The organism is Clostridium sp. CM042, assembly GCF_055080995.1.
Genome location: NZ_CM143646.1, coordinates 346,128 through 372,553 on the forward strand (window position 1 = coordinate 346,128; position 26,426 = coordinate 372,553).

Here is a 26,426-nt window from a genome sequence, read left to right on the forward strand (position 1 = left end):
ACATTAGATAAACTGGACAGGTTATTTCTATAATGGGAAGCTAAAAAATGATTAATGAGTGTAGGTGATATCGTAGTAAGTTGAAAATTCATGTTTTGTAAAGAGCTCTCTTCATTAAAGAATAACTGCGATATGTCGAACTTGCTAAATATTATGAATTGTAAAAAGCAAAAGGTAACTTCTTTTTATTGAAGCTACCTTCCAACTTATTATTCAAGCCAGGACGAAATAATCGCTCCTAACATAATGAAAGCTATCCATACAGCAATAGTTCCTACATTCTTTGACAGGAGATTAAAATTAATCTCAACTACCTTATAATGCATGGAAAGTATTATGATGGATATTACAAAAATTCCTACTTTAAGATGCTTCATGACAATTCCTCCTATAAATAATCTTCAAATTATTCATCGGATGTAGAATTACTTTTGCATCTTTTGCCAATCAATTTATAAGCTTTTGTAAATGATTTTTTAACCTTAAGTAGGATATCTAAATTATTGACAGTCTTACAATAATTATTCAATGAAGGTGATGGATTTTGAAATATAAAATCAATGTTCCACATTTTAAATTCCTGTAAATAGGGTGAAACTAGAAATAATATAGTGTGTGGTAAAGTAAAAATCAACTAATTGACGTTGTAATGGCACCATACAAGTTAAGCCAAAGTAGTTAGTTACTACAGAATACAATAAAACTTTATCAGAAACTACTTTAAGAAGTCTTAAAGAAGTCTTAAAGAAATTAGATAAACTGTACAGGTTGTGTCTATAATTGGAAGCTGGAAGAGTGAATGCTTAATATGAGCGTAGGGAATATAAGAAATATCTGAGAAGTCATGTTTTACAAAGATATTTCTACGTTAAAGAATAGGGCGATACGTCGAACTTGAACAATTATGCGAAAATTTTTTATATTAGGTGGTGTAGAATAAATATTAAAATTCAAAACAAAAAGACATATATAGCGGTGCTTATTTTAGTAACAATAGATCAGGTTATTAAAATAGTAACTAACAACAATTTTCTTGACAAAAGTTCTCCTATATTGCCTCCTTTACTATACTTTGAGCCTATGTTCAATAGGGACTATTCATGGTTTAATTCTATGTTACAATTAGGCGTAGGTAAATATATACATATTTCATTAATAGCAATTATGAGTATATTAATATATCTGTTTTATCAATATCTAAATAAGCAATTTGGAACTAACAAATTTATTAATAGCATGTATGCTTTTATATTTTCTGGCGCTATGTGTTCATTAATTGATAAGATTTTTTGGAACGGTAGTTTAGATTACATATTAATAAATGGTTTTTTTACGTTTGACTTAAAAGATGTATATATTAATATTTTTGTTGGATTGCTAATATTATCATTGCTCTTTAAAAACAAAGTTTTAAACCAAATTGATGATAATATAGTAAAAGATTTTACTAAATATATTCTACGGAAATTATAAACATAAATTACATCATTGAAAGGATAAGAATTATTAACGATTGTAGTTAAGTCACAGTGTTTGTAAATACTGCATCAATCATAAAACTACGATTAATGAACAATCGTAGCTAATCACGTCATAAGAATTTAACAAGGGGGTGTACGTTAATGAATGAGATAAATTATACTAAAGTAATTAAAGACCAGACAAAACGTGCTCTTTGGAGTATAAATAATGTTATGGATTGTGTACCCGATAAGTATTGGGATAAAAAATATTGTGAAATGCCATTGTGGAAACATATTTATCATACACTACATTCATTGGATATGTGGTATATTAACCCACGAAGGTATTCGGACCCTCCATTTCATATCAAAAATTTAAACAATTTAGATGTTGAGACAGATAAGCTATTATCAAAAATTGAATTAAAGCAATATTATCAATTAATTGAAAATAAAATAAATCAGTATCTAGAGTGGATAACAGATGATTTACTCCTTACCAAGCCTGAAAATTGTGAGTGGACAAGGTTTGCATTAATTATTGCACAACACAGGCATTTACATAGCCATATGGGAATACTTATGGGATTTATTATTGCTGAAACAGGATTATGGTCTAGAGTTATAGGATTAGAAGGTGATATTCCAACAGCCGATTACAGTTTATATTTCTAATAATTTTTGTATGGAGTAAAATGGATGCTAAAAATAACAATATGAAATTTTTCCATAGATGATTTTTGACTGTGATAATAGTAAACACAAATAAATATTTTATGTCGAAATTGTAATTTTATGCGAAGTAAGGTTAATTTATATTTTATGAGGAGGAGTCCACTATGGCTGATTTAAAAAAGAATAATGATAGAAAAAACATCAATGAAAACAAAACGAACTCTAAAAATGGGTCTTACTTTGCTATTGGGATTACTTTCGGTGTTGTATTTGGATTATTAATTAATAATCTGGCTATTGGTATTGCTATAGGGGTTGCTAGTGGAGCAGCAATAGATGCGAAAATAGCGAACAAAAATAAGAAACAACAATAAAGTTAATAAGTATAATCTGCAATTATAGTTAATTAATACCTTTCTTATATTGTTAACAAACTAGAGTAAAAAACACTCTAGTTTTATTCTATTTGAGAGTGCCTAAAACTGTCGTTTATGGTGCTGAAAGAGTTAGATACTGGTTTAGTTCTTATTTTTGGAATATGTAGTACCAAAACTATTACCAAAAACAAAGTATCAAAATAAACTATCAAAATAAACTATCATTTAACGTTTTGGGTCTCTTTATCCATATAATTCCTTAACGTGGGTTTTGTCGGATTATCTATACTACACCACATAGAAATGGTTTAGACAATTTAGTTTTTTTGCTAACAATATATTGTGTTAAATAGAATATTTTAAGAGAAGTTGCTCTAAGGCTCTGCTGCTTTTCCAATACTAAATGTTGAGGAAGATAAGATATTAGGCAACATAACTATTGAATTTTAAAATTGAATAATACGGTATTAAAAAATGAAAATATTTACCATTATAGGAATGTAGAAATATGTATAATATGCTATAATTTCTATAGAGTTAGGTCGAAGGTGTATAAATTAGTTACTACTATAGAAGCTATACTATCAATAAAAAGGGGACACAATATGTCAAGGGAAAATAAAGTGGACAAAGGTTTTGCACCTACCTACTGGAATTTAAGTTATAGAAGAAAATTTATTAGAACTTTATGGATGATACCTTTTAGTGTAATGGTATTGTTGCTTTATTGGTTTGTATTTTATAATTTTATTGTAAATATAATATTGACAATAACTATTGTTATTGGCTTAATACTTCAATTGATTTACACTTATTTAAAATGGAAGAAAAATGAACAGTAATCTTAGATTGAGTCACACTGGTATAAAACTGCGAAATAAAGATTATTTATATAATCTGCAGACAAATAGTAATTTGAGGTGTGAAGCATTTCGATAATGGGAGGAGTAAGATTATGGCATATAAATTAAATAAAATAACAATAAGAGCGAATAATTCCAAAGATGGAATAGAAAATATTGGTGATATTTGGAAGGATATCACAAGTGGGAAATTACCTATTATTTTTGATAGTGAACATGTGTTTCAACAGGGTATTTCTCCAGTTTCAAAATACAGTAATTATTCTAGTGATGAAAATGGAGATTATGATCTAACGGTAATGGCTGTAACAGCGGACTTTTTTCAAAAGATGGGTGCAGAAGTAAGTAAAGGCTTTTATAAAAAATATGATGAAAAAGATGAAAACGGAGAAATAAGTGTTTGTACGAGAAAGGCGTGGGAAAAGGTATGGTCTGAGCAAAAATCGGGCGATATACATAGAACCTTTACAGCAGACTTTGAGAGCACTGTTCCAAGTGAATATACGAAAGATGGCAAAGCACATTGCTATTTGTATGTTGCAATTCGGTAGATTTAGAAAACATAAGTGGGATTATGAGCAATGTGTAGCGTGTGTACATGGTGACATGAAAATGTATTTTATATAGTTAATAGGATTATAAGAATTTCTTGAATCATAACATATAAATAAGAGGGGGTGAGTTTATGGGATTAATTACTTTAGATAAGGTTGAAAGGCTTGAAAAAAAATTAGATAATATTGAAAAACATTTAGTTAGATTAGAGATAAAGATTGACAATGTCAGTAAAGAAAATAACTCAATTAAAAGCATTGGAGCAAATATAGCCGAAATCAAAAATCAAATATTGGAATTAAAGAAATAAATACATTAGTCAAAAAAGTTGCATACGCAACATTCATAAATGGTAATTCTACGATACATGAATAGGTGTAAATAAATCTGAAAAAAGTAGGTATGTATTATGATATGCAAAGAGTGTTATAGCGATAATGCAAGGGTAACACCGCTTTTAAAACCAGAGCATTGTTTAGAAAACCATACTCAATACATATGTTCAACGTGTGAAAGATGTATATGCATAGATAGAGATGATAAACGAGATGTTTATAGATGGAGTTTCCCATTTAAAACATTAGAAATTGCTAAATTATATTTGAGAACAGCAGAAGTAAGTTGCAAAGATATTTGTGGAATATATGAGATTAAAGGAAAGAATAATAGAATTTCTTATAAAATCTTTCATACAGAAGAAGATTTGGAAAAATATTTATCTAAGAATAAAGAAAAGTCATGTAAGGATAAGAATCCCGTTTATATATCTAAGCAATATATTGAAAGTCCTAATGCTCAAATTCGTAAATTAAACAATGATGAAATAGAAATTTACATTGAAGAGCAAAAGCAGTTCGCAGAATAATAAATACACAATTTTTTTAAACTGCATCACAATGTTTATTTATAACGAAGCTAATATATTTATTAATAGAATATTTTATTAATATAGAAAGAAAAGGAGAAAAATTAAATGGAGTTAAGTACAGAACGTTTAAAAATTATACCGTTGACACTTCATCAGTTTAAATTATTGCTTGATGGAATTGATAAGATGGAGAAGGAGTTAAAGTTAAGTGCTTCAAATGAATATTTAGATGGACATACTCAAGAAGCAATGGAGGGCTTATATCAAGAAGCTGTAAGAAATAGAGATAGATATTTTTGGTACACAAATTGGCAGATTATTTTAAAATCAGAAAATAAGGCTATTGGTAGTGCTTGTTTTATGAAATGTCCAGATGAAAATGGTGAGATTGAAATAGGATATGGTATCAATAGTACCTATCAAAATAATGGGTATATGACCGAGGCAGCACAGGCTATTTGTGAGTGGGCTATTAGTCAACATGATGTTTATATTATCATTGCAGAAACAGAAAAAGACAATATTGCTTCACACAGAGTTTTGCAAAAATGTGGAATGGAAAAATATAAGGAAATAGATGAGGAAATTTGGTGGCGTATGAAAGTTGCTGAATAATATAATTTTTAATAAAAGGTAAAATTGAAGTTACAGTTTTGTGAGGAGTGTTTATTATAAAAATTAAGGAATTAACTATAGCAGCCTTAGTCATGGCGATGTATATAGTAATAATGTATTTAACACAAGGGTTTTCATTCGGACCTTATCAAATAAGGATGGCAACAAGTTTATATGCTCTAGGGTATATATATCCATTCTTAATAGTTCCTATGGGGTTTGCAAATTTATTAAGCAATACATTAATGGGTGGCTTAGGAGTATTCGATATGATAGGCGGAACAATGGTGGGAATCATAACAACAACATTAATATATCTTATCAAAAGATTTAATTTAAATAAATGGCTGATTGTTATTCCAATAGTATTTATTCCAGGCTTATTAGTACCTATATGGCTTTCATATCTACTACATATACCATATTTCGCATTAGCCATTAGTCTTTGTATAGGTCAAATAATACCCGGTATAGTAGGTGTTTTTTTAATAAAAAGGTTAGGACGTAATACAAAAATGGCTCGTCATAACTAAATGTAATAATTATTAAAGAGATAGATTATTTGGGTCTTTTTGTGTAATAAATACACCAAATGACTTTTTATTTTCCATAGAAATTCCTCCTAGTATTTTTTCACTTCCAATACTATACTTACCATTTCCCTATGTCAACTAAACAGCCCGATTTAGCAACTCGACTATCAAGCCAGTCGGCTAAAACACTGCATTTACAGGCATCCTTTCTATAAGAATACAATTGAAGATGTGTATTTATCTTCAACGTACAACACACTGTGTGTAAAAGGAACATAACTAATAAAGTTAAAATATGTTCTTTTTAATGTATCAAGCATGGGTAGTGCTGTTAGGTACTCGTAAGACAATAGAGGTAGGATAATTAGAAAAAGATAGTAAAAACTTTGTTATAAGGTTTTGCTATCTTTTTTGGTTAGGCTAGTGATTTAGATGGAGCGGTTTTAGTTTAAATCGTAGATAAAAGAAAAAGAAATATTAAAGGTAAAATAAAGATATTATGATAAAATTTGTAGTATAATTAAGGTATATGAACTTAGAATGAGGATTACAATTCTTTTCTTTGAAAAGAAAATATGAAACTAATGTTTTATCTTGTTATGAGTATGCTGATAATGTCTATAATGTGAAGATGGAAAAATGAACACTTAATTGATGAGTGTGGGGAAAAAGAATAACGGCGATATGTCGAATTTGTAAAAAATAACGTACAAACCAACATATTCGAAAATAATATTAACTATAAGGGAGAAAACTGAAATGATAGAGCAAAGAAAAGAAGATTGTTCGGGTAACGTAGAATGTGAACAGATATATATAGAGAAAGATTACAAACTAATTTTAAGAAAAGAAACTCAACATTTTATAATTTATTACACTGAAATAGATAAGACATGTATAGATAAAGTTTCAAATGTTCTCGAAAATAGTTACAATAGAATTACAATTATTTTTAATGAACAACTTAAAGAGAAACTGACTATTGAGATTCATTCAGACATTAATCAGCTTCATATTGCTTTAGGATTTCCCAATGCACCTGATTGGATAAGAGGAGGGATTGGGGTAGACAAAATTGTAATAGCATCCCCTTTAAATCCACCACCTGGTTCACAATTTGATAACGTAGTAAATACAGCTGTTCATGAGTTTGTGCATATAATAGTAAATAAAATAAATAATCATACGCCCAGATGGTTGAATGAAGGAATTGCATGTTACGAAGCAAAAGATAATAATGAAAACTGGATAAGGAAAACAATTAATGAAGGTTTAGTAAACAGTACGATTCCTACACTCAATGATTTAGATACTGGCGATGATTTTGAAACATTTTTCAAACGCAATGGGTATCAATATTCATACACAATAGTAGAATCAATAGTTGAAGAGTTTGGTTATGGTAAGTTATATAATTTAATAAAATCACCGGATAACGTTATAGGCATTTTTGGCATAACAGAGGAGCAATTGCAAAATAAATGGATTGAGTATATTAAAAAGAATTATCTACTAACCTAAATATGGAAGATTTTCTATTTTTCATTACTTAATAATGTTTGATTTACTCTCAGCTACAATATCAATTTTTTATATGCAAGTTAAATATTCAATAAAAAAATAAGCTAGGAGTTACTTCATAATGTTCATAAAGTTGGTTATAAACAATTGTAAATATTGCCTAAGAAATCAGACGAATTAGACAGATTATGTCTATAATGGGAAGCTAGCAATTGAATACTTAATTGATGAGTGTAGGGAATATTGGAGTCAGCTGAAAAGCCATATTTTATAAGCATTTCTCTCCGTTAAAAAACGGCGATATGTCGAACTTGTAGAGTATTGCGGTGCTAATATATAAAATTGGAGGTAGATTATGAGTGAGAATAATGATAAGAGTTTGCATACAGTAACTTTTCTAATTATTGTTTTGGGAATTCTAACGTCAGCAATAGGTCTTTTGTATACAACGGGAGGGAAAGCATTTTATTTTGTGAATCAATATGGTGACAAAGTGAAAATATATGGAGATGGACTGTATGCACGTGATTCGTATTTTATGGCACCTATACTTCGTGGAACAGATTTTACAATCATATGCTTTGCCATTCCAATTTTAATAGTAGCATTGGTACTAGATGTGAAAAAGAAAAAACTGAAAAATCGATTGTTCTTAATGTCAGTCATTTCGTTATTTACTTATTATTCTGCAAGTATAGCATTTGGCGTAACCTATAATATATTGCATTTAGTATATATTGCACTTTTTTCAGCTAGCTTTTTTGGATTAATTATTGCAATTGTAAGTATAGATAAAAAGCAGGTAGTAGAGAACATGGGAGATGTATTACCATACAAAGGAATATATATATTCTTAGCTTTAACCGGAAGTGCACTAATTGTCGCTTGGCTTCCAGACATCATTAATTCAATAGTTCTAGGTCGTTCTTTAGGATTAATTGAAGTGTATACAACACAAATTACATATGTTTTAGATATGGGGGTAATTGCTCCAGCTGCTTGGATTTGTTTGTTTCAATTAAAGAAACGAAGTGGAATGGGATATATTTTATTAGGGATATTGTTGACAGTATGTAGCATTATTGGAATAATGCTTCCAATTCAAACGGCATTTCAGTTAATAGCAGGAATTTCGCTTCCAATTGCAGTTATTGTAACAAAGGTAGGAATCTTTGTTCTTCTAGCATTCTTTGCATTATATTTTAATATAAAATTTTTTAGAAACATGAAGTGATAAAGTTAAATATATTACAAGCTCGTATCTTTCGTAAAGTTCGTCATAAACAACTGTAAGAATTACTAAAGAAATCAGATAAACTGGACATGTTATGTCTATAATGGGAAGCTAGCAAAATGAATACTTAATTGATGCGTGTAGGGAATATCGTAGTCGGCTGAAAAGCCATGTTTTACAAACGTTTCTCTTCGTTAAAGACCGGCGATATGTCGAACTCGTAGTTTATTACGAAGTAAAGATTATTAATAAAATGGGAGTATGGAAGTGATAAAAATGATAAGGCAGATAGAAAGAGATGAGATTAAAGTATGTGTAAAAGTAATCAGAAAAAGTTTTGGAACGGTAGCACAAGAATTTAGTCTTACAAAAGAGAATTGTCCAGGGAATGCAAGTTTTATGAAAGTTGAAAAATTATATAAGCAGTATGATGAAGGTCGACCAATGTTTGCTTACCTGGATAATGGTATCATTGTAGGTTATTTTTCGCTTAGCAAGAATGATGGTGGGAGTTTTGAACTGAATAATCTTGCTGTATTGGTAGAATATCGCCATAAAGGTTATGGCAGAGAAATGATTATTTTTGCAATGGATAAAGTCAGAGAAATGGGAAGTAATAAAATGACTATTGGAGTAATTGAAGAAAGTACGAAATTAAGGAATTGGTACAGTGGTTTAGGATTTATACATACAGGTACAAGAAAGTATAAACATTTACCTTTCACAGTGGGCTTTATGAAAATTGGACTTTAGGCTTCTATAGTAAGCAATACTACAAATATATATGATATTCAAGATTGATTCTAGTTACTTGTTTTGATGTTTTTCTAATAATATTTGATTAGTTCGGAATGTTCATAAAGTTCATCATAAACAATTGTAAAAATTACTTAAGAAATCAGACGAATTAGACCGATTGTGTCTATAATGAGAAGCATTCAGAAACCAAAGAAAAGAAGAGTTTGATAGATTACTTAGGTATATTTGAAATTGCTTTAAATAATACATAGGGACTATCTGCTCCAAATAAATTGAATAACTTGCAATATATAAATTGATACTATCTTAGGAGGGATATTATTACAAGGAAATATAAGTTATATCAAATTGACTCATTCACTAAGGAGAAGTTTGCTGGAAATCCAGCTGGAGTAATAACAAATGCTGATGGATTTGTTATTACAGTTGATTCTCAAGATGCTGATATTTTAGTGCATGGCAGAATGTTTGCTCCTGCGATAGGCATTAATGAAGATCCTGTAACTGGTAATGCAAATGGTCCTTTGGGTGCATATCTGGTTCATCACAAATTGGTTAATCATAATAATTCTTTATTTAGATTCAAAGCTAAACAAGGTGAAGCTATAAAACGAACAGGTATTATCGACGTTGAGGTAAAGATAGAAAATAAAGAACCTGTAGAAATTAAAATTTCAGGAAATGCCATAATAGCATTTAAATCTGAATTATCATTGGAATGACTATCTTAAATAACAACCAATTTAGATAAGATAGAATAAAGCATTAGTTTTGATATGTACTAATCAATAATCAGTTTCCTATTATCCATATATCCATTAGGCTAATAATAGGAAGCGAAGATGACTGGAGAAAAGTAGCTAAGTGATTAATGAATTTAGAATGTGATATGCTGAACCGTCCCATAAGTAAATGTCGGTTTTACAAATTTAGGAAAGCTGATAGCTCGTGGATTTACATAGAAATTGAAGTGAAAGTACCATATAATATGACAGATAGAAAACTTTTATAGTCTCTTTGATTAGAGGTATTAAGGAATATTTATATTAAACGTATGTGCATATAATCCCCAATAGTCACAGTTATAAATAAAGAGACAGCGTATTGTAGGAAAACAGTACGCTGTCTTTTTTCGCAATTCATTAATTATTTTAACATGTAATTATCAACTTTTATGATCTATCTTGACGGTGTTAAGATTGTGCATTATAATGTTAACACTGTTAAGTTATAGGAGGACATATAAATGTCAAATAAACCATATCATCATGGAGATTTAAGAAATTCACTAATTGAGGCTGGTATTGAACTAATTAATCAAGATGGTGCAAAACAACTCTCATTACGAAAAGTGTCTGCATTATGTGGAGTAAGTCAAGCAGCGCCTTATAGCCATTTTAAAAGCAAGGAAGACTTATTGGAAGCGATGCAGGATTTTGTAACAGAGCAGTTCATGGAAGTACTGGAGAATACGATTAAATCTTGCCCAAATCAAAAGGATCCAAGCGTGCTTATTCAAATGGGTAAGAGCTATGTTATGTTTTTTGTTAATAATCCTCAGTATTTTTCTTTTTTATTTTCTCAGCCATGTATTGAGGTTAATCTTTCCTTGGGGGGTGATGGGACGAAGAACTTCCCGCCTTTTGAATTTTTAAAAACCACTGTTTTTCGTATTTATGGAGAGACCAAAATGCCGAAAGAAAAAATGGAAGATACAATAATATCATTGTGGGCAACTGTACATGGTCTTGCTTCTATTGCAACAATGAAAAATGTTCATTATGACAAGGAGTGGGAAACAAAGATTGAAGATATTATTTGGAACAAATAGAGGTATTAGCTGTTTGGCTATATATATGAGAAGTAAAAAATGACAAATAAAAAAATTAAGGGACTTTCAACTAAATCATTTGTGCGAAGGATGGTACGTATTATGTTGATTATACTTTCTGTTTTATTTGTTTGTGTATTTATTTCTGTAGGCGTGTTAATGGCATGGAGTCATGGAAAACCTAAACATTTCTTAGATGAAAATGGAAGGCCGCTGGCAGGTAGCATTTCAGAAAAAATCCATGTCAATATCAATGGGGTGGAGCAGGGGATGTTTATCAAGAGTAAGGATAAAACGAAGCCAGTGCTGCTTTTTGTGCACGGGGGGCCTGGTATGCCCGAATATGGCATTAGCCAGAGATATCAAACCGTTCTTGAGAACTATTTTACCGTCTGCTGGTGGGATCAGCGAGGCTCAGGGCTATCCTACAACACGGACATCTCTCCAGATGCCATGACAGTGGAGCAATTGATATCCGACACGCTGGAGGTAACAAATTACCTTCGCAAACGCTTTGGACAGGAAAAGATTTACCTTATGGGACACTCGTGGGGAAGCTTTCTTGGCATCCAGGCAGCAGCACGGGCACCAGAGCTGTACTACGCCTATATTGGCATGGGTCAGGAATCAAGACAGCTCCAATCGGAAAAGCTGGCATATGAATATATGGTGGAACAATTTACGCTGGCGGGAGACAAAAGAATGTTGCGAAAGCTTGAGAAGTATCCTATCAATAAGATGGACATCTTGCCACCTTCATACTGGTCCTTGCGTGACGAACCGATGCACAGTCTTGGCATTGGCACAACGCATAATATGAAATCTGTAGTTAGTGGTATATTTTTGCCGGTGATGGAAAACCGAGAGTACACCTTCAGCGAAAAGATAGATATATGGCGTGGCAAATCCTTTTGTAACAACTCTACCAACCTGCGGGACAAGATGATTGCAACGGATTTGACTAAGAAGGTGCAGAAATTGGACATTCCTGTCTATTTTTGTGAAGGCATATACGATTACACAGCTTCCTACAGATTGGCAAAGGCTTATTTCGATAAATTACAGGCACCTATGAAAGGGTTTTATACATTTCGCCAGTCAGCCCACAGCCCACTGTTTGAAGAACCGGAAAAATTTGCGCGTATTTTGCAGGAAGATGTGCTGGCGGGAACGAATAATCTTGCTGACGGAAAATGAGAATTGCAGCTACTTTCTATAAAGTAGCTTTTTCTTTGTATTAAAATTTCATTCAATATATAATTGCATATATTTACATATGGGTGGATAGTGTTAAGATTGAAATAGTAAGGCTTTTTAAAGTTGGTTACATACAAAAAAAATAAACGACGCTAGTGATTTTTAAAACTATATTCTTATAATTGGAAGTATAAATTTGTAGTTGGGAATAGCACTTAAAGAAGCAAGTAACAGAAAATTGCATCATATTCCCCCTAACAAATACTTATAAAAACCTGGCGAATCTAAAAAAATATGCTGTCTAACTTTAGCTTTTTTTATAATTAACAAAAATAAAAAGAAGTTGATACTTTTATTTTAAAAGGGAGAGGAATATGGAGTGGATTGAGTTGATAAGGGGATATAACCCTTATAATGAACAAGAAAAAAAAGATAAAGAGTTAATTTTACACTGTATAAGTATATTTGATGACATTTTAACCAGAGAAAACAAGATTGCACATATAACAAGTTCAGCACTTATAGTAAATAAAACAAAAGATAAAGTGTTAATGGTACATCATAATATATATAATTCATGGTCATGGGTAGGCGGTCATGCAGATGGGGAAAAAGATTTATTGGCTGTTGCAATTAAAGAAGCAAAGGAAGAGACGGGGGTGAAAAATGTTTTCCCTATTACTTCGGAAATATTTTCATTAGAGATATTGACAGTACTTGGACATATAAAAAGAGGGGAATATGTATCTTCACATTTGCATTTATCAGTTGCATATTTAGTTGAGGGCGATGAAAATGAATTACTTATTGTTAAAGCTGATGAAAATAGCAATGTTAAATGGGTTCCAATTGATGAAGTTAGTACATATGTAAGTGAAGCCCATATGCAGAAGGTTTATAAGAAATTAATATCAAAAATTAGGGCGGTAACAATTTAAGTAACCTTGTCACAAGATCCTTCGAAAAGTTAACTTCCAATCTGCTTGATTCCTATACTACCCCAAAAAGACTGACGCTGATAAAAAGGCGTTAGTTTTTTTAATGTTATATTAATGTTTCTCATACTTTACAGAAAGGTTTTTCCTTCATACTAAATACAACAAAGCCAAGGTAAGTAAAAAAATAACCAACAATATAATGGAGGATTATAAATGAGTGAATGTATATTAAAGGTAAATAATTTAACTAAATTCTATAATAATGTGAAGGTACTGGATGGAGTTTCTTTTACAATTGAACAAGGAAAAATATATGGGTTTATTGGAGAAAATGGTGCAGGAAAGACAACTACCATAAGAATATTAGCAGGTCTTTCAGAAGCTACTCAAGGAGAAATTGAGATTTTAGGGCAGACAGAGAAAAAACAGTTAGAAGCCGTACGAAGAAAAATGGGAACATTAGTTGAAAAGCCTATTCTATATGATTCTCTTTCGGCAGCTGACAATATGAATATGCAATGTATACTTTATGGACAGAAAAATGCTGATATTGGACCACAATTATTAGAAAAAGTAGGCCTTACAAATGTGAAGAAAAAGAAAGTGAAGGATTTTTCACTTGGTATGAAGCAAAGGCTAGGAATTGCAATGGCTCTGGTTCAAGAACCTAAGCTTCTCATTTTGGATGAGCCAGTAAATGGTTTGGATCCATTGGGCATGGTTGATATAAGAGAGCTGTTAAAATCACTAAATAAAGAATACGGTATTACAATTATTATTTCTAGTCACATATTAACTGAATTATACCAACTTGCAACTGATTATATTATTATTCATAAAGGTAAAATTGTGGAGTTACTGACATTAGAAGAGTTGAACGATAAATGTAAAAAAACATATTATTATTGAAACAGATGAGGCTCTGAAAGCTACTGAAACAATTAGGAGAAAATTAGAAACAGAAAACTATAAAGTATCAGAGAATACAATTAAACTTTATGATTGTATAGATGATATTAAAAATGTTTCAAAAACATTATTTGATGGTGGAATTTTAGTTACTAAATTTACAGTAGTAGGAGAAAATCTTGAAGAATATTATATTGATTTGTTGGGAGGGAAATAAGAATGAGCAGAATCTTGAAATGGGAATTTAGAGGATTGTTTAAATCGGGGAAATTTGTAGGTACATTTATCCTTATGTTATTAGTAAGAGCCAGTTATATTGGCATTGGTATGGCCGATGGTGTGAAATCTGGATTTGATGGATTTATGGGTGCTAGTTATTTTGTTACTTCAACTTTATATCTTGCAGGTTCTGTCTATGCCGGGATTTATTTTACCTCAGCGTTTCAAGAAAGAATGATTCAAAGTGCAGTTATGGCTGGTAATAGTAGATTTAGGATAGTAATAAGTAAATGTATAGGTTATTATACCGCGCTGATAATTTTTATTTTATGTCCTATATTGATTGCGACTTTAACAATGACTGGAATTTTAGGAGTTGGCACGATAACAACAGGTAATATTATTTTGGTTATGCTCCGATCTGTCTTATTGGTAATATTAGTGAATATTGCAACTATGAGTGTTTGTATACCAATCTCGTTTTTTGCTAAAAGTATTGGGTTATCAATAGGAATAAATGTAGGAGTAATTCTTGTTTGGTACGGTTTGACACAATCTTTTATTGCTAATCCACAAGTTATGAAAGTATTGTAGTATACCTCAATGGGGCAGTCATTCTTAATTTTTGGTGAATTAAGAGGAAGTGATATTTTGAGAGTCGTAGTTGTATCTGCAGTTACAATTTTTGCAAGTGTTTTTGTAGCATATATTAAATTTAAAAAAGAAGAATTGAAGTAGAATTGAAGATAAGGGGGATAAAAGTGAGTAAAGTTGTATTTAAGACAAAAGATGTATGTAAAGACTACGGTGGGAAATTAGCACTTGATCATTTGGATATGCAGATAAACAGTAGAGAGATTTATGGTTTTATTGGAGAAAACGGAGCAGGAAAAACAACTACTATTCGTATGTTAACTGGAATAGCCAACCGACAAGTGGAGAAATTGAGCTTTTTGGAACAAAGACTTCAAAAGGACTTCAATAACAAAGGAATAAAATAGGATGTATCATTGAGTCACCTGCATTATATTTGGATATGACAGCTAAACAAAGTTTAGAAGTGCAGCGTATCCAACGAGGAATAAAAAATAAGAAGTGCGTAAATGAGGTCTTAGAAATGGCTTTTTATCTTCCATAGAAATTCCTCCTAGTATTTTTTCACTTCCAATACTATACTTACCATTTCCCTATGTCAACGAAACAGCCCGATTTAGCAACTCGACTATCAAGCCAGTTGGCTAAAACACTGCATTTACAGGCATCCTTTCTATAAGAATACAATTGAAGATTTGTATTTATATTCAACGTACCACACACTGTGTGTAAAAGTAACATAACTAATAAAGCTAAAATATGGTTTTTTTAAAGCAACAGTAACCTACAAAAATCATTTTAAACAATACTATTGAAAAAATAGAAATAATAGTATATTATTTATCTATAAACAATCTATACGGATTATATTTAGATGGTATATTAATGAGGCTATATGGATACAGAAAAGATTACTTCGGAAACTAGTATAATTACAACCGCCGGAATTGTAAAACTAGGGCGTATGTTATAAAATATTATTAAGATGTGGAGAAATGGAGAAACTTACGCAACAAAATCTAGAAAAAATATTATGGGATGCAGCGGATATTTTAAGAGGAGTAAATTCTTATTGATTAGAAAAGAGCGATATTTTGAGTGAAAACTATATAACAAAAGTTTGTATTGAGAAAGTTAGGAACTTAAGCGATATAAGTATAGAGTTGTCTAATAGCACAAGAAAACATTTAATATTAACGGGAAAGAACGGTAGTGGTAAAACTTCAGTTTTAAATGCAATTAAATTATATTTAGAAGCTATAGAGGATAATAACTACACAAATTTGTTAAATGTTGAAAAAGACATAGAAGCGTATTTAAGAAATTTAAATAATATTGAAAATGATGACAGTATAAGTAAAGTTGAAAAAATCCGATCTATTGAACAGTGGAATAATGCTATAATTTCTTGTAAATAAATGAAATAGAAATATGAAGAAGGATTGAAATTATACTTTAATGATGATGATATAATAATAAAACACCAAAGTGGTGAGTTTATTTTAGCTTATTTTGATGCGCATAGGATGACTAGTGTAGAGATTCCTAGAGGTGTTGAAAAAGGATTAACAACACTTATGGATGATTTAACCATGAAGTTGAAATTCGACTATAAAAATTATAATATTGAAATTATTCAAAAGGGGAAGGAGGCTTATGGATTTGATAAGCTATCAGATGGGTATTCTTCTGTTTTAAATATTATTATGGATTTAATATTAAGAATGGAGAAGAAACGAAGGTCGGCTTATGATGTAGAAGGCATAGTTTTAATTGATGAGGTAGAAATACACCTTCATATTAGAGGAAGAATTAAAATGATAAGAATAAGTAGAACTACAGAGTCACCTGAATCTTTAATAATAGAGAAAAATGAAAATAATGGAAATAAAAATACATTAGAGGTTGTAAAGGCTTTAAATAGAGATTTTCATAATAAATGCTATATATGTGAAAGTAAAGATTTAAAATCTATAAATATAGAGCATTTAAGACCTCATGGTAAAAAAGATAAGGAATTAATGTTTAGTTGGGAAAATTTATTTTTATCATGTTCTCATTGTAACAATATAAAACTTGGAAAATATGATAATATTTTAGATTGTAGTAAAATAGATGTATTTGTTTTATTAAAGAAGGTAAGTTGTAAAAACAGTAAAACTTTATTGTAAGTAATATTGTAGCAGATTAATTTTCACATAGGAGTTGTACAAATGATTGAAATTATTGGAACAACAATAGAAGATGTAAAAAGAATTCAAGAAAGTGGTGCTGATAGAATAGAGCTTGTTAGTGGATTATCAGAAGGAGGCTTGACACCAAGCTATTCGCTTATCAAAAGAGCAGTCCAAAGTGTTAAGATACCTGTAAATGTGATGATACGACCACATGGCAAATCGTTTATATATACAGAAGAAGAAATTCAACTTATGGTAGAAGATATTATAATTGCAAAAGAACTTAATGCAAATGGTGTAGTATTTGGAGCTTTAAATAAACACAATGAAATATGTATACCTTCTTTAGAGAAATTGTTGAAGGCTTGTGATGGTATAGATGTAACATTTCATAGAGCTATTGACGAACTCGCGGATCAGGTTAAAGGTATAGAAGTTTTAGCTGCTTATGGTCAAATTAAAAATGTTCTTACATCGGGAGGGAAAGGGAATATACTTAAAAACATTCCAGTTATTAAAAAGATGGTAGAAAAAGCAAAACATATTAATGTGATAGCTGGAGGCGGCTTAGATCTTGAAAATATTATAGAGGTTATGAAAAATACAAAAGCACCTCAATACCATTTTGGAACTGCAGTAAGAAATGATAAGTCGACATTTGGAGAAATAAATACAGATAGGTTGAGGTTATTAATTAATACTATTAATAAACAGACATAAATCTAAAAATAAATAATAGGCAAAAATATTTTATTTTTTAATGAAAAACTAACTAACATTAGTAAGGGAGTGATCATGTGAAAAAATTAAGCAAATACAAGGTACTATCAATTTTAATCTTTATCTGTGGAGTAGGAAGTGCATTCGCCTATGTTCTACATGTCATTATAGGTGGTATTCTTAATCCCAATTACAGTCAGATTAGTAATTCTATAAGTAATTTAACGGCAGTTGGGGCACCTAACCAAGACATCTTATCATCTATTTTAGGCTGGTATGGTCCGTTATATATATTATTTTGCATTTTACTTGTTGCTCTGTTTTGGGAAAAAACCAACAAACAAATGACAATAGGTGCAATCCTTTTGGCAATTTCTTCGTTCGTTTCAAAATTTGGATATGGTTCATCTTCATTTGATGGTGAAAATGCAGGAATGACCTCCAACAATGTTATCCATATTGTAGTGACGATGATTGTGGTAGTTTTTACAATCGCTGCACTATTTTCGATTGCTATTGGCTGTTTGAAAATGCAAAAGCACCATAAGTTTGGTGTTTATTTACTGATACTTGCTGTTGTCTTCACCCTTTCAGGTGGATTGGCTGGTGCCTTCACAGCAAATGGCAGTTCAATAATGGGACTTGTTGAAAAAATTAATATTGGCACCTTACAGCTTTTTGTTTGTTCGGTGGCAATGTACTTTTTAAAATACCAGTTGACGATGAACACTTTAGCCTTTTAAACACAATATTATTGATTCTACTGATATTCGAGACTTATTATCTACCTTTATGTTAAAATCAAATGGTAGAAGAGGATGAAATGAGAAATAACTGTCTTGAAAAATTAATGAACCATTTGTCGGGTTACCGCCTACTTACCTAAAAATGAGCCACATCATGGATAATACTTCTATGATGTGGTTTTTAAGGTGTTTTATTTGAAAATTAACGATATATTTCACGAAGTATACTTTGTGAAATGGTGATAGTATTATACTTTTTATATGTCAAAACTTCAACATTTTTATATATTAAACATTTAAACATTTCAAATAGCTTGTATACTTATTGAAGTATTATTATGATTTTTATATAAAGTTTAAGAAGGAGTTACATAGGATGAGAAGTTTTTTTTATGCAAGAGTAAGTAGTAAAGACCAATCTTTAGAAAAACAAGTTTCTATGGCTAAATAGTTTGGAATACAGGATGAATATATAAAGCCAGTGGTGAAAATTTTAAAAGACCTGAATATCAGTTAATGAAGCATATTCTTCGAAGTGGTGATATTTTATACATTAAATCGCTTGATAGATTAGGAAGAAATAAACAAATTCTATTAGATGGGTGGCAGGAGCTTATAAAAAATAAGGAAATTGATATAATTGTTTTAGATATGCCTTTGCTTAATACAACAAAATATAAGGATATGAAAGGTATAGAAAGTTTAATTGTTGATTTGATACTACAGCTACTAAGCTATATGTCAGAGGATGAACGTACAAGAATAAAAGAAAGACAAAAGGAAGGCATTAGAGTCGCTCTGAAAAAAGGAATCAAATTTGGAATAAAAAGAATACCAATTGATGAAAACTTTAAAGCTGTTTATAGGAAGTGGAAGCAAGGTAATATATCTGCCATAAAAGCTATGGAGCTTGTTGCCATGAAAAACAATACTTTTTATAGAAGAGTTAAACTATGAATGAATTTTTAGGGAATTAACCATAGAATCATTCTTTACAGATTATATGATAAAAATATCTCACCTCAGCGTGGTTTGGTAACGTTTAAAATACCTATTATTACATTTACTATCCGAAATCATTTCTCAGTTTTTAATGGCGGCATTTTTATTCCTAATGATTCTAAAGTTTTATATCCTTTCGTTTTAAATATGTCTATATTATATTTTAATTCCTTTTCATAGTGTATCTAAGTTTCAAATAAATCAGCATTAAAGTATTCATCACAGTAAAATGTACCCTATAGAGTAGACGATTTAAAAAAAACTACCCTATGGGGTTTTTCTATGTATAATGGAATAAAGGATTAGGGGTGAATAAATGAGCATTAAGAATTTTACAGAAAAAGAAGTGAAAGTGTTATCCAAAAATAAATATGTAACAAATGTTAGTATTAAAGGTATAACTTACACTGATGAATATAAACGCATTTTTGTAACAGAGAATGAAAAGGGCAAATCTATAAAAGAAATATTTAAAGAATATGGTTTTGATATAGACGTTCTTGGAAATGATCGAATTAGATCAGCAGCTTACAGATGGCGGACTGCATATAGAAAAAAAGGTGTAATAGGACTGAATGATACAAGGAAATCAATGTGCGGAAGATCAAGAGGGAAAGATCTTCCCATAGAAGAAAGATATAAACGTCTTAAGGTCCAAGTTAATTTACTTAAAGCTGAGAATGAATTACTAAAAAAAATCGACATCCTAGAAAGAAGGCTGGTAAAGAAAAAATAATATTAGTAGCAGAAGAAAAATATATTCTTATCAATTCACAAATTAAAAAATATAAACTCAGAAATATGCTTAGCCATTTATGCAGTGTGTCGGGGGTATCCCGTTCAGGCTACTACAACTATTTCTCAGTTAGTTCACAAGGAGTTAGGAATCAACGTGACGATCATGATCAAATAGTGCGAGATACTATCTTAAAAGCATATAACTTTAAAGGCCGCAAAAAAGGAGCTAGACAAATTAAAATGACGTTAGAAGGCGAATTTGGTATCGTTTACAATTTGAAACGTATCCGTAGGATAATGAAGAAATACCAAATTGTATGTCCTATTAGAAAAGCAAATCCTTATAAAAGGATGATGAAAGCCACCCTCGAACATGCTGTTTTACCAAATCTATTAAATAGAAACTTCAAGCAAAATATACCTGGCAAGGTATTGCTTACAGATATAACTTATTTGTTTTATGGAAAGGGTCATAGGGCGTATTTATCAACGATTAAGGATTCCTCTACAAATGAAATACTGGCATATAATGTGTCAGCTAATATTAAGATGGATATAGTCACTGATACTATACTAAAGCTAAAAAAGAATAGAAATATTAAAATATCTAAAGATGCATTTATTCACTCAGATCAAGGTTGTCATTATACAAGTCCAATCCTTCAAAATCTCGTTAAAAGTTGTGGACTAGGACAATCTATGTCAAGACGTGGAAACTGTTGGGATAACGCTCCACAGGAATCATTCTTCGGTCATTTCAAAGATGAGGCAAACATAAAAGAGTGTCAAACATTAGTAGAGTTAAAGAAAGAAATTAAAAAATATATGATCTATTATAATAGATATAGATATCAATGGGATTTGAAAAAGATGACTCCTGTTCAATACAGAAATCATCTTTATAATTCAATATAGTTTTTTCTAATTGTCCTTGACAAAGGGTACAGATTACAGTATGCAAATATTGCGTTTTTAATCTTGCCGAGGATTACCGTATTTTTTACAAGTAAAGTAATCTAGTGCGATAGATAAATTAAAAATACAGGCCATAAGCTATAAAGAGATCCCACTGAAGTGATATCTAAAAAATCACCACCATATCCAAGATATTGAGAATGTTTATATGCCATATAATTTATTATAATGCCTAATATAAAGATTAATCTAGTATAGTGTTTTCTACTTTTATTAATTTTATTAAGACAATATAATGTATATATAAGAAGTAGGAAATGAATAAGTTTTTCAATCTCATCTTTGCTTACTTTACTTTGTATTTTATACAAATCCTTCATTTTTTATAGTGCGCGTTCTCTTCTTTATCTTCAATCTTGTTTAAATACATAGAATGATAGCCCATCTAAAAGTCACGTTAATGAAAATCAACTAACATATTTTCAAATTACTATAAAACTAAATGATGAATAAGGCTTTTTAATATGCTCCAAGATATATTTTAATTAGAATTTTTAGGGAGCACACTATTATTTACTATATATTCACTTAAATGTCAGGCAACTTTTCTTAACGGTAATTTTGAACAAATTGCGAGCCCTACACCTATATAAGTTATGAAAATTCAAACTATAAAGCAACCAATTTACATTAGAAACATTTTCTGTTAATATATATAAATAAGAAAAATTTAAAAAATATTATTTATACAAAGGGTCAATTTATTATTGCAGAAGAAAAGAATACAGTAACTAATTTTAAATATCCTTACCCAAGCCAAAGAATATTTGGTTTATTTCTTATAGGTGTAAGTATTACAATGGCATTAGCAACAGTATTAGGAACTAATCATTATCCTGATACTCTAGTATTTATTATAGGATTTATGTTGTTTAAATTTAGTCCTTTTATTATAATAAAGAAAATATAAAGGTGGTATAGAAATGAATGAAATGGTAAGTTTAGAACAAACGGTAAAAGTGATAGAAGGAACAGCAAGGCAGGATTATAAGGCTAGTAAATCAGCTAAAGTAGTACCAAAAGTTGATTTACTAAGTAGGAGATAGAATATGAAGCCTTATTTAATAAAATTAATTAGGAACATTTGTAACATTTCATCAACTGTATCTATAAAAAAAAAGATTTTGACGAGAATTTTATTTATATCCATGATAAGTATATTTTTATTAAGTCAAATAACAGCTATGAATTTAGTGAATGCAGAGACCGAATATCCTAAAGCTACAGAATTAAAATATGTTAATGATTACGCTAAAGTGATAGATAGTAAATCTGCAGAATATATTTTGTCCGTAGGTAAAGAATTAGAAGCTAAAACAGGTGCACAGGCTACTGTTGTAGTTATAGATTCACTGCAGGGAGAAACTATAGAATCATATGCTACTGGCATTTTTAGAAGCTTTGGTATTGGACAAAAAGATACAAATAATGGACTATTAATTCTATTATCAATGGAAGAAAAAAAGTGGAGAGTAGAGGTAGGTACAGGTCTAGAAGGGGCGGTTACGGATATATATTCCTCAAGTGTTATGAATGATTTTGCAGTTCCAAAATTCAAGGAAAATCAATATGGAGAGGGTCTTCGCGCAGCATATTCAGCTTTAGCAGATAATATAGCTAAAGAATACAACGTAACCCTAGCTAAGAACGTTAATGTTCTACAATATGTTGAAAGTTCAAACGTATTTAAAGATGGAGGTGACCTTGGATTAATAGGATTTATTGTATTTGTTTTTCTTAGCATTGTTCTTAATGGGGAAAATGGTGGTGGCTTCGGAGATGATTCTGGAGGTTTTGGAGGTTCTGGAGGTGATTCTGAAGGTTCTGGAGGTGATTCTGGAGGCTTTGGAGGCGGTTCATCAAGTGGTGGAGGATCTTCTGGAGGATGGTAATATAATGATTATGAAATTGATTTTAAAAATATACCAAATACGATAGATATGGCTGTTTCAATACCTATGAAACAAGATATAGCCACATGATGGATATCACTTCCATCATGTGGCCTATTTTTATTCACGTCTTCTATTTGAAAATTTTTCTTATACAATTATTAATTCCTCTTCCATATCAACATATTCATAAGCTATAGGGGGTAGTGCTCGCAAAACGCGGAAAACATACGTTAGGACAGTTATTACCAAAAGAGCCTTTTGTCATAACATTCTGACTTAGAATTAATACTAAAAAGTTCTAACTCATAAAACTTCAAAAAATCAGTGTAATGTGTTGATACATCTAGGGTTTTATATCTAAATGATAAAGTTCTTATTTTTTTCCTAAAAATAAGTTAGTTAAAGTACAATTATAGTGTTGATAACACTAACTAAAGTAAAATATGAAAATCACCGATATATTTTAAAACTATTCTGAATATCTCAGTATTTTGATAATATATGTCTTAACGTATAAAATCCACGTATTGCGGTTACTACCCTATCTACAGTAAGAGTCATATTTTTTTCCTTATTATGGTTTTTATAATCTCTCCACCGAAAAGTTACATATCCATTTTCTAAATTCATAATTCACCTGAGAACTTCAAGTTTGCCTTGGTCCATTTCACATACTGTGTCACAAAGTGTATCAATATCCTCTGTGCTATGACTAGCTAAAATTATAGTTTTTCCTTCGTCACGCAACTTTAGCAAAAGATCACGCATATCTTGAATGCCATGTTTATCAATGCCATTCATAGGTTCATCAAGTAATAAAATAGATGGATCTTCCATTATAGCCTGTGCTACGCCAAGCCTTTGCCTCATGCCTAATGAATACTTGCCTACCCATTTTTTACTTTCAGGATCTAGACCAACTCGCTTCATAGTATCTTTAATTTTCTCTTTTGAAATGCTATTATTAATAGATGCCAAAAATTTTAAATTTTTATAACCGCTGTAGTTTGGTAAAAAACCTGGAGTCTCTATAATGATACCAACATTCTTTGGAATATCAGTATCTTTACCAATCTTCTTACCATCTACAATTATTTCTCCTGAGGTTACTGGAATAAATCCACAAATACATTTTAAAAGCATTGTTTTGCCAGAACCATTTCGTCCAACTAAACCATGTATCTTGTTTTTTTCAAAATCAATGGACACTTGATCTAATACTGTGGTTTCTTTAAAGTCCTTAGAAACATTATTTATACTAATTATTGAATCTTTCATAGATTAATTTTCTCCTTTTTATAATTAGATAGTGGGTAATACTTGTATTTCACGTTTATGTACTGACAACACTGCAATAATACTCAATAGAACAATTGCTGCTGCAAAGAAAACATAGGCATATAGGATGGTTGGACGTTGTGACAGACCACTTGGATCAAGAATAGTCAAACGTGCCATTGATACCGGTGAAAAATGATACGCATACGGTTTAAATTCATAGTTAATAGCAAAATCAAACAAAACAATGACCGATGCTACGATAGCCCCCATCGATCGTTTGCCATAACTATTAATTACAAACATAATAAGCCCTAATATAGTCCCGGCACACCATTGCAATATAAAACTTAATCCAAAGGCTTGAATAGGTGTATAAAAAGTCTGTATTGTGTAGCTAATAGCAAGTTGTATGTTAAATGTTTGCCCAGGATTTGATTGGGCTAGAGTACCTAATATTTTCCCCCACTCATTACTTAAAAACATGTTTGGAGACATCATTAACGTACTCACAAAAACTATAAACAAAAAATAAATGGCAGTACCTATCATAATATATAATATCTGCCCTATTGCCCATTGAGTACGCCCACAACGTATCAAAAGATAAGGTTGTCCTTCGTTCATAAAGGGTGCGTCACAAAATAAAAATACTATACCAAACATCATCATCATATGTGTATAAGTAAAATCAGATATAAAAGGAAATATCCATGGAGCAACCCTATATCCCATACTTTTTGAAAAAGTCAAAATTGGACTTATATAATTCCACAAAAAAATACTAAGTAAAATAGCCAAAATATAGATACGGGGGTTCGTAACCCATCTTCGTATATTATTACCAGAAATAGAAATATGCTTAGATATATTATTCATTGGATATCCTCCTTTTTATAGTTTTGTAAAATAATAATCCAATGCAAGCTATAAGTACAGTAACAAATAGCGTAGCATAAATTAAGCTTACAAAGGTTCCGTTAATTATACATTCTCCAGTGGTTATTTTATTTATTTGTAGCCATATTGGGAAATTACTCGTAATATACCCAATTACATATAATCCAATAAATGGTGTAAATAACGCTACGAATTTATTAGGGATATAAGCAGAAACACAAAGTCCCAGAACAGACCAGAACGCCGCTGCTAAGAAAGCTAAGTAAATATAAACTATGAAGTACATAATAAAATGTCCATTAAGCAGAAACCCACCACCTAGTGTAGTGACAAACTGTTCATAATTTGCTAAGCGTGCGTTAGTAGCTACCAGTGGAATTCTTAGTGTTAATGGGAGAATAAATAATATTATTCCCAAAACCATAGCAGTTCCAGAAGACAATGCACAAGATATAATCTTACACACGGCATACCTACGTAGACCCATTCGAGCAACAACTGATCTTATATATCTACTATTCCAATCATTGCAAAAACTGGTTGTATAGGGCAATGCACAAAATAATAATAGTACATGATTAAAACTACTACCACCAGTAGCATATTTAAACATAAATAATATATCTGCATAGCTAAAAAAAGTCCTAGCACCTGCATAATAAACCATACAGACACCCACTACAGCTAATAAAAAGCCAATCGAACCGAAGGCTCGCCTTATATCCATTGAAAGGACCTGAAATGTTGCTTTCATTAACTCATCTCCTCCGGAGCTGTATATTAACGACTTCAAAAGGATATTTATTTTTGCTAGGCTAGTTAACCCCCATTTATAGAAGTGGAG

36 protein-coding genes and 1 pseudogene are annotated in these 26,426 nt (G+C 30.7%); 29 read left to right on the forward strand and 8 right to left on the reverse strand.

The genetic code is table 11. The features are described from left to right. Nucleotides 1–209: 209 nt before the first annotated feature. Nucleotides 210–377: a hypothetical protein gene (locus ACWJJ7_RS01720; RefSeq protein WP_462963656.1), complete on the reverse strand. Its 168-nt coding sequence runs from the start codon at nt 375–377 to the stop codon at nt 210–212. Between the two features lie 29 nt (nt 378–406). Continuing rightward, nucleotides 407–571, reverse strand: a complete 165-nt coding sequence (locus ACWJJ7_RS01725) for a hypothetical protein (RefSeq protein WP_462963657.1) — start codon at nt 569–571, stop codon at nt 407–409. Nucleotides 572–975: 404 nt separating this feature from the next. On the opposite strand from ACWJJ7_RS01725, the gene ACWJJ7_RS01730 reads away from it, so the two are divergent. The 26 genes and pseudogenes from ACWJJ7_RS01730 to ACWJJ7_RS01855 all read left to right on the forward strand — a co-directional run bounded on the left by ACWJJ7_RS01730 (nt 976) and on the right by ACWJJ7_RS01855 (nt 21,449). Next, a complete protein-coding gene (locus ACWJJ7_RS01730; protein WP_462964912.1) occupies nt 976–1,473 on the forward strand; it encodes a signal peptidase II in 498 nt (165 codons plus the stop codon). A 149-nt stretch (nt 1,474–1,622) separates the two neighbouring features. Further along, entirely contained in the window at nt 1,623–2,138 is a 516-nt protein-coding gene (locus ACWJJ7_RS01735) for a hypothetical protein (RefSeq protein ID WP_462963658.1), read from the forward strand. A 164-nt stretch (nt 2,139–2,302) separates the two neighbouring features. Beyond that, on the forward strand, nt 2,303–2,512 hold the full coding sequence (locus ACWJJ7_RS01740) for a hypothetical protein (RefSeq protein WP_462963659.1): 210 nt from the start codon (nt 2,303–2,305) through the stop codon (nt 2,510–2,512). Nucleotides 2,513–3,120: 608 nt separating this feature from the next. After that, on the forward strand, nt 3,121–3,357 hold the full coding sequence (locus tag ACWJJ7_RS01745; RefSeq protein WP_462963660.1) for a hypothetical protein: 237 nt from the start codon (nt 3,121–3,123) through the stop codon (nt 3,355–3,357). A gap of 113 nt (nt 3,358–3,470) precedes the next feature. After that, nucleotides 3,471–3,929, forward strand: coding sequence for an AraC family transcriptional regulator (locus ACWJJ7_RS01750; protein WP_462963661.1), 459 nt, complete (start codon nt 3,471–3,473; stop codon nt 3,927–3,929). A gap of 134 nt (nt 3,930–4,063) precedes the next feature. Beyond that, nucleotides 4,064–4,243: a hypothetical protein gene (locus ACWJJ7_RS01755; RefSeq protein WP_462963662.1), complete on the forward strand. Its 180-nt coding sequence runs from the start codon at nt 4,064–4,066 to the stop codon at nt 4,241–4,243. Between the two features lie 99 nt (nt 4,244–4,342). Next, on the forward strand, nt 4,343–4,798 hold the full coding sequence (locus tag ACWJJ7_RS01760; protein ID WP_462963663.1) for a hypothetical protein: 456 nt from the start codon (nt 4,343–4,345) through the stop codon (nt 4,796–4,798). A 108-nt stretch (nt 4,799–4,906) separates the two neighbouring features. Continuing rightward, nucleotides 4,907–5,416, forward strand: coding sequence for a GNAT family N-acetyltransferase (locus ACWJJ7_RS01765; protein WP_462963664.1), 510 nt, complete (start codon nt 4,907–4,909; stop codon nt 5,414–5,416). A 47-nt stretch (nt 5,417–5,463) separates the two neighbouring features. Beyond that, nucleotides 5,464–5,949 carry a QueT transporter family protein gene (locus ACWJJ7_RS01770; RefSeq protein WP_462963665.1) on the forward strand — a complete coding sequence of 162 codons (486 nt, stop codon included), beginning with the start codon at nt 5,464–5,466 and terminating at the stop codon, nt 5,947–5,949. Nucleotides 5,950–6,708: 759 nt separating this feature from the next. Beyond that, on the forward strand, nt 6,709–7,470 hold the full coding sequence (locus tag ACWJJ7_RS01775) for a peptidase MA family metallohydrolase (protein WP_462963666.1): 762 nt from the start codon (nt 6,709–6,711) through the stop codon (nt 7,468–7,470). Nucleotides 7,471–7,825: 355 nt separating this feature from the next. Next, nucleotides 7,826–8,704 (forward strand): hypothetical protein, encoded by an 879-nt coding sequence (locus tag ACWJJ7_RS01780; protein WP_462963667.1) that lies wholly within the window; start codon nt 7,826–7,828, stop codon nt 8,702–8,704. A 261-nt stretch (nt 8,705–8,965) separates the two neighbouring features. After that, complete coding sequence (locus tag ACWJJ7_RS01785; RefSeq protein WP_462963668.1) at nt 8,966–9,457, forward strand: GNAT family N-acetyltransferase; 492 nt, start codon at nt 8,966–8,968, stop codon at nt 9,455–9,457. Nucleotides 9,458–9,876: 419 nt separating this feature from the next. Beyond that, nucleotides 9,877–10,185: pseudogene (locus ACWJJ7_RS01790) on the forward strand (PhzF family phenazine biosynthesis isomerase); the annotation flags it as partial. 524 nt (nt 10,186–10,709) lie between these two features. Continuing rightward, on the forward strand, nt 10,710–11,294 hold the full coding sequence (locus tag ACWJJ7_RS01795) for a TetR/AcrR family transcriptional regulator (protein WP_462963669.1): 585 nt from the start codon (nt 10,710–10,712) through the stop codon (nt 11,292–11,294). 39 nt (nt 11,295–11,333) lie between these two features. Further along, a complete protein-coding gene (locus tag ACWJJ7_RS01800) occupies nt 11,334–12,491 on the forward strand; it encodes an alpha/beta hydrolase (protein WP_462963670.1) in 1,158 nt (385 codons plus the stop codon). A gap of 374 nt (nt 12,492–12,865) precedes the next feature. After that, complete coding sequence (locus ACWJJ7_RS01805; protein ID WP_462963671.1) at nt 12,866–13,429, forward strand: NUDIX hydrolase; 564 nt, start codon at nt 12,866–12,868, stop codon at nt 13,427–13,429. Between the two features lie 213 nt (nt 13,430–13,642). Next, on the forward strand, nt 13,643–14,338 hold the full coding sequence (locus tag ACWJJ7_RS01810) for an ABC transporter ATP-binding protein (protein WP_462963672.1): 696 nt from the start codon (nt 13,643–13,645) through the stop codon (nt 14,336–14,338). A gap of 219 nt (nt 14,339–14,557) precedes the next feature. After that, complete coding sequence (locus ACWJJ7_RS01815; protein ID WP_462963673.1) at nt 14,558–15,151, forward strand: hypothetical protein; 594 nt, start codon at nt 14,558–14,560, stop codon at nt 15,149–15,151. 9 nt (nt 15,152–15,160) lie between these two features. Further along, entirely contained in the window at nt 15,161–15,295 is a 135-nt protein-coding gene (locus ACWJJ7_RS01820) for a hypothetical protein (RefSeq protein ID WP_462963674.1), read from the forward strand. A gap of 23 nt (nt 15,296–15,318) precedes the next feature. Continuing rightward, the gene (locus ACWJJ7_RS01825) at nt 15,319–15,558 is read left to right on the forward strand and encodes an ATP-binding cassette domain-containing protein (protein WP_462963675.1); all 240 of its coding nucleotides are present in this window, start codon (nt 15,319–15,321) and stop codon (nt 15,556–15,558) included. Nucleotides 15,559–16,245: 687 nt separating this feature from the next. Then, the gene (locus ACWJJ7_RS01830; protein WP_462963676.1) at nt 16,246–16,569 is read left to right on the forward strand and encodes an AAA family ATPase; all 324 of its coding nucleotides are present in this window, start codon (nt 16,246–16,248) and stop codon (nt 16,567–16,569) included. A 24-nt stretch (nt 16,570–16,593) separates the two neighbouring features. After that, nucleotides 16,594–17,322: an HNH endonuclease gene (locus tag ACWJJ7_RS01835; protein ID WP_462963677.1), complete on the forward strand. Its 729-nt coding sequence runs from the start codon at nt 16,594–16,596 to the stop codon at nt 17,320–17,322. Between the two features lie 42 nt (nt 17,323–17,364). After that, nucleotides 17,365–18,048 carry a copper homeostasis protein CutC gene (locus tag ACWJJ7_RS01840; protein WP_462963678.1) on the forward strand — a complete coding sequence of 228 codons (684 nt, stop codon included), beginning with the start codon at nt 17,365–17,367 and terminating at the stop codon, nt 18,046–18,048. 77 nt (nt 18,049–18,125) lie between these two features. Further along, nucleotides 18,126–18,791 carry a DUF998 domain-containing protein gene (locus ACWJJ7_RS01845; protein WP_462963679.1) on the forward strand — a complete coding sequence of 222 codons (666 nt, stop codon included), beginning with the start codon at nt 18,126–18,128 and terminating at the stop codon, nt 18,789–18,791. 519 nt (nt 18,792–19,310) lie between these two features. Further along, nucleotides 19,311–19,751 carry a recombinase family protein gene (locus tag ACWJJ7_RS01850; protein ID WP_462963680.1) on the forward strand — a complete coding sequence of 147 codons (441 nt, stop codon included), beginning with the start codon at nt 19,311–19,313 and terminating at the stop codon, nt 19,749–19,751. A gap of 361 nt (nt 19,752–20,112) precedes the next feature. Then, nucleotides 20,113–21,449 (forward strand): IS3 family transposase gene (locus ACWJJ7_RS01855; RefSeq protein ID WP_462962368.1). Its coding sequence is split into 2 segments (ribosomal slippage): nt 20,113–20,494 and nt 20,494–21,449, totalling 1,338 coding nucleotides; the frame shifts between segments, so codons are not numbered across the junction. Nucleotides 21,450–21,550: 101 nt separating this feature from the next. Here ACWJJ7_RS01855 and ACWJJ7_RS01860 read toward each other — a convergent pair. Further along, the gene (locus ACWJJ7_RS01860) at nt 21,551–21,829 is read right to left on the reverse strand and encodes a hypothetical protein (RefSeq protein ID WP_462963681.1); all 279 of its coding nucleotides are present in this window, start codon (nt 21,827–21,829) and stop codon (nt 21,551–21,553) included. Between the two features lie 386 nt (nt 21,830–22,215). Between ACWJJ7_RS01860 and ACWJJ7_RS01865 the strand changes: the two genes are divergently transcribed. The 3 genes from ACWJJ7_RS01865 (at nt 22,216) to ACWJJ7_RS01875 (ending at nt 23,401) form a co-directional block, all read left to right on the forward strand. Next, on the forward strand, nt 22,216–22,419 hold the full coding sequence (locus ACWJJ7_RS01865) for a DUF6609 family protein (protein WP_462964913.1): 204 nt from the start codon (nt 22,216–22,218) through the stop codon (nt 22,417–22,419). A gap of 13 nt (nt 22,420–22,432) precedes the next feature. Next, a complete protein-coding gene (locus tag ACWJJ7_RS01870) occupies nt 22,433–22,555 on the forward strand; it encodes a hypothetical protein (protein WP_462963682.1) in 123 nt (40 codons plus the stop codon). A gap of 102 nt (nt 22,556–22,657) precedes the next feature. After that, on the forward strand, nt 22,658–23,401 hold the full coding sequence (locus tag ACWJJ7_RS01875; protein WP_462964914.1) for a TPM domain-containing protein: 744 nt from the start codon (nt 22,658–22,660) through the stop codon (nt 23,399–23,401). Between the two features lie 8 nt (nt 23,402–23,409). Here ACWJJ7_RS01875 and ACWJJ7_RS01880 read toward each other — a convergent pair whose 3' ends face one another. The 5 genes from ACWJJ7_RS01880 to ACWJJ7_RS01900 all read right to left on the reverse strand — a co-directional run bounded on the left by ACWJJ7_RS01880 (nt 23,410) and on the right by ACWJJ7_RS01900 (nt 26,336). Beyond that, a complete protein-coding gene (locus ACWJJ7_RS01880) occupies nt 23,410–23,559 on the reverse strand; it encodes a hypothetical protein (RefSeq protein WP_462963683.1) in 150 nt (49 codons plus the stop codon). A gap of 328 nt (nt 23,560–23,887) precedes the next feature. Then, nucleotides 23,888–24,034 carry a hypothetical protein gene (locus ACWJJ7_RS01885; protein WP_462963684.1) on the reverse strand — a complete coding sequence of 49 codons (147 nt, stop codon included), beginning with the start codon at nt 24,032–24,034 and terminating at the stop codon, nt 23,888–23,890. Between the two features lie 3 nt (nt 24,035–24,037). Then, nucleotides 24,038–24,682 carry an ABC transporter ATP-binding protein gene (locus tag ACWJJ7_RS01890; RefSeq protein ID WP_462963685.1) on the reverse strand — a complete coding sequence of 215 codons (645 nt, stop codon included), beginning with the start codon at nt 24,680–24,682 and terminating at the stop codon, nt 24,038–24,040. Between the two features lie 24 nt (nt 24,683–24,706). Continuing rightward, a complete protein-coding gene (locus ACWJJ7_RS01895; protein WP_462963686.1) occupies nt 24,707–25,561 on the reverse strand; it encodes a hypothetical protein in 855 nt (284 codons plus the stop codon). Then, nucleotides 25,554–26,336, reverse strand: coding sequence for a hypothetical protein (locus ACWJJ7_RS01900; RefSeq protein WP_462963687.1), 783 nt, complete (start codon nt 26,334–26,336; stop codon nt 25,554–25,556). Before ACWJJ7_RS01900 ends, ACWJJ7_RS01895 begins: the two co-directional genes overlap by 8 nt. Nucleotides 26,337–26,426: the final 90 nt, after the last annotated feature.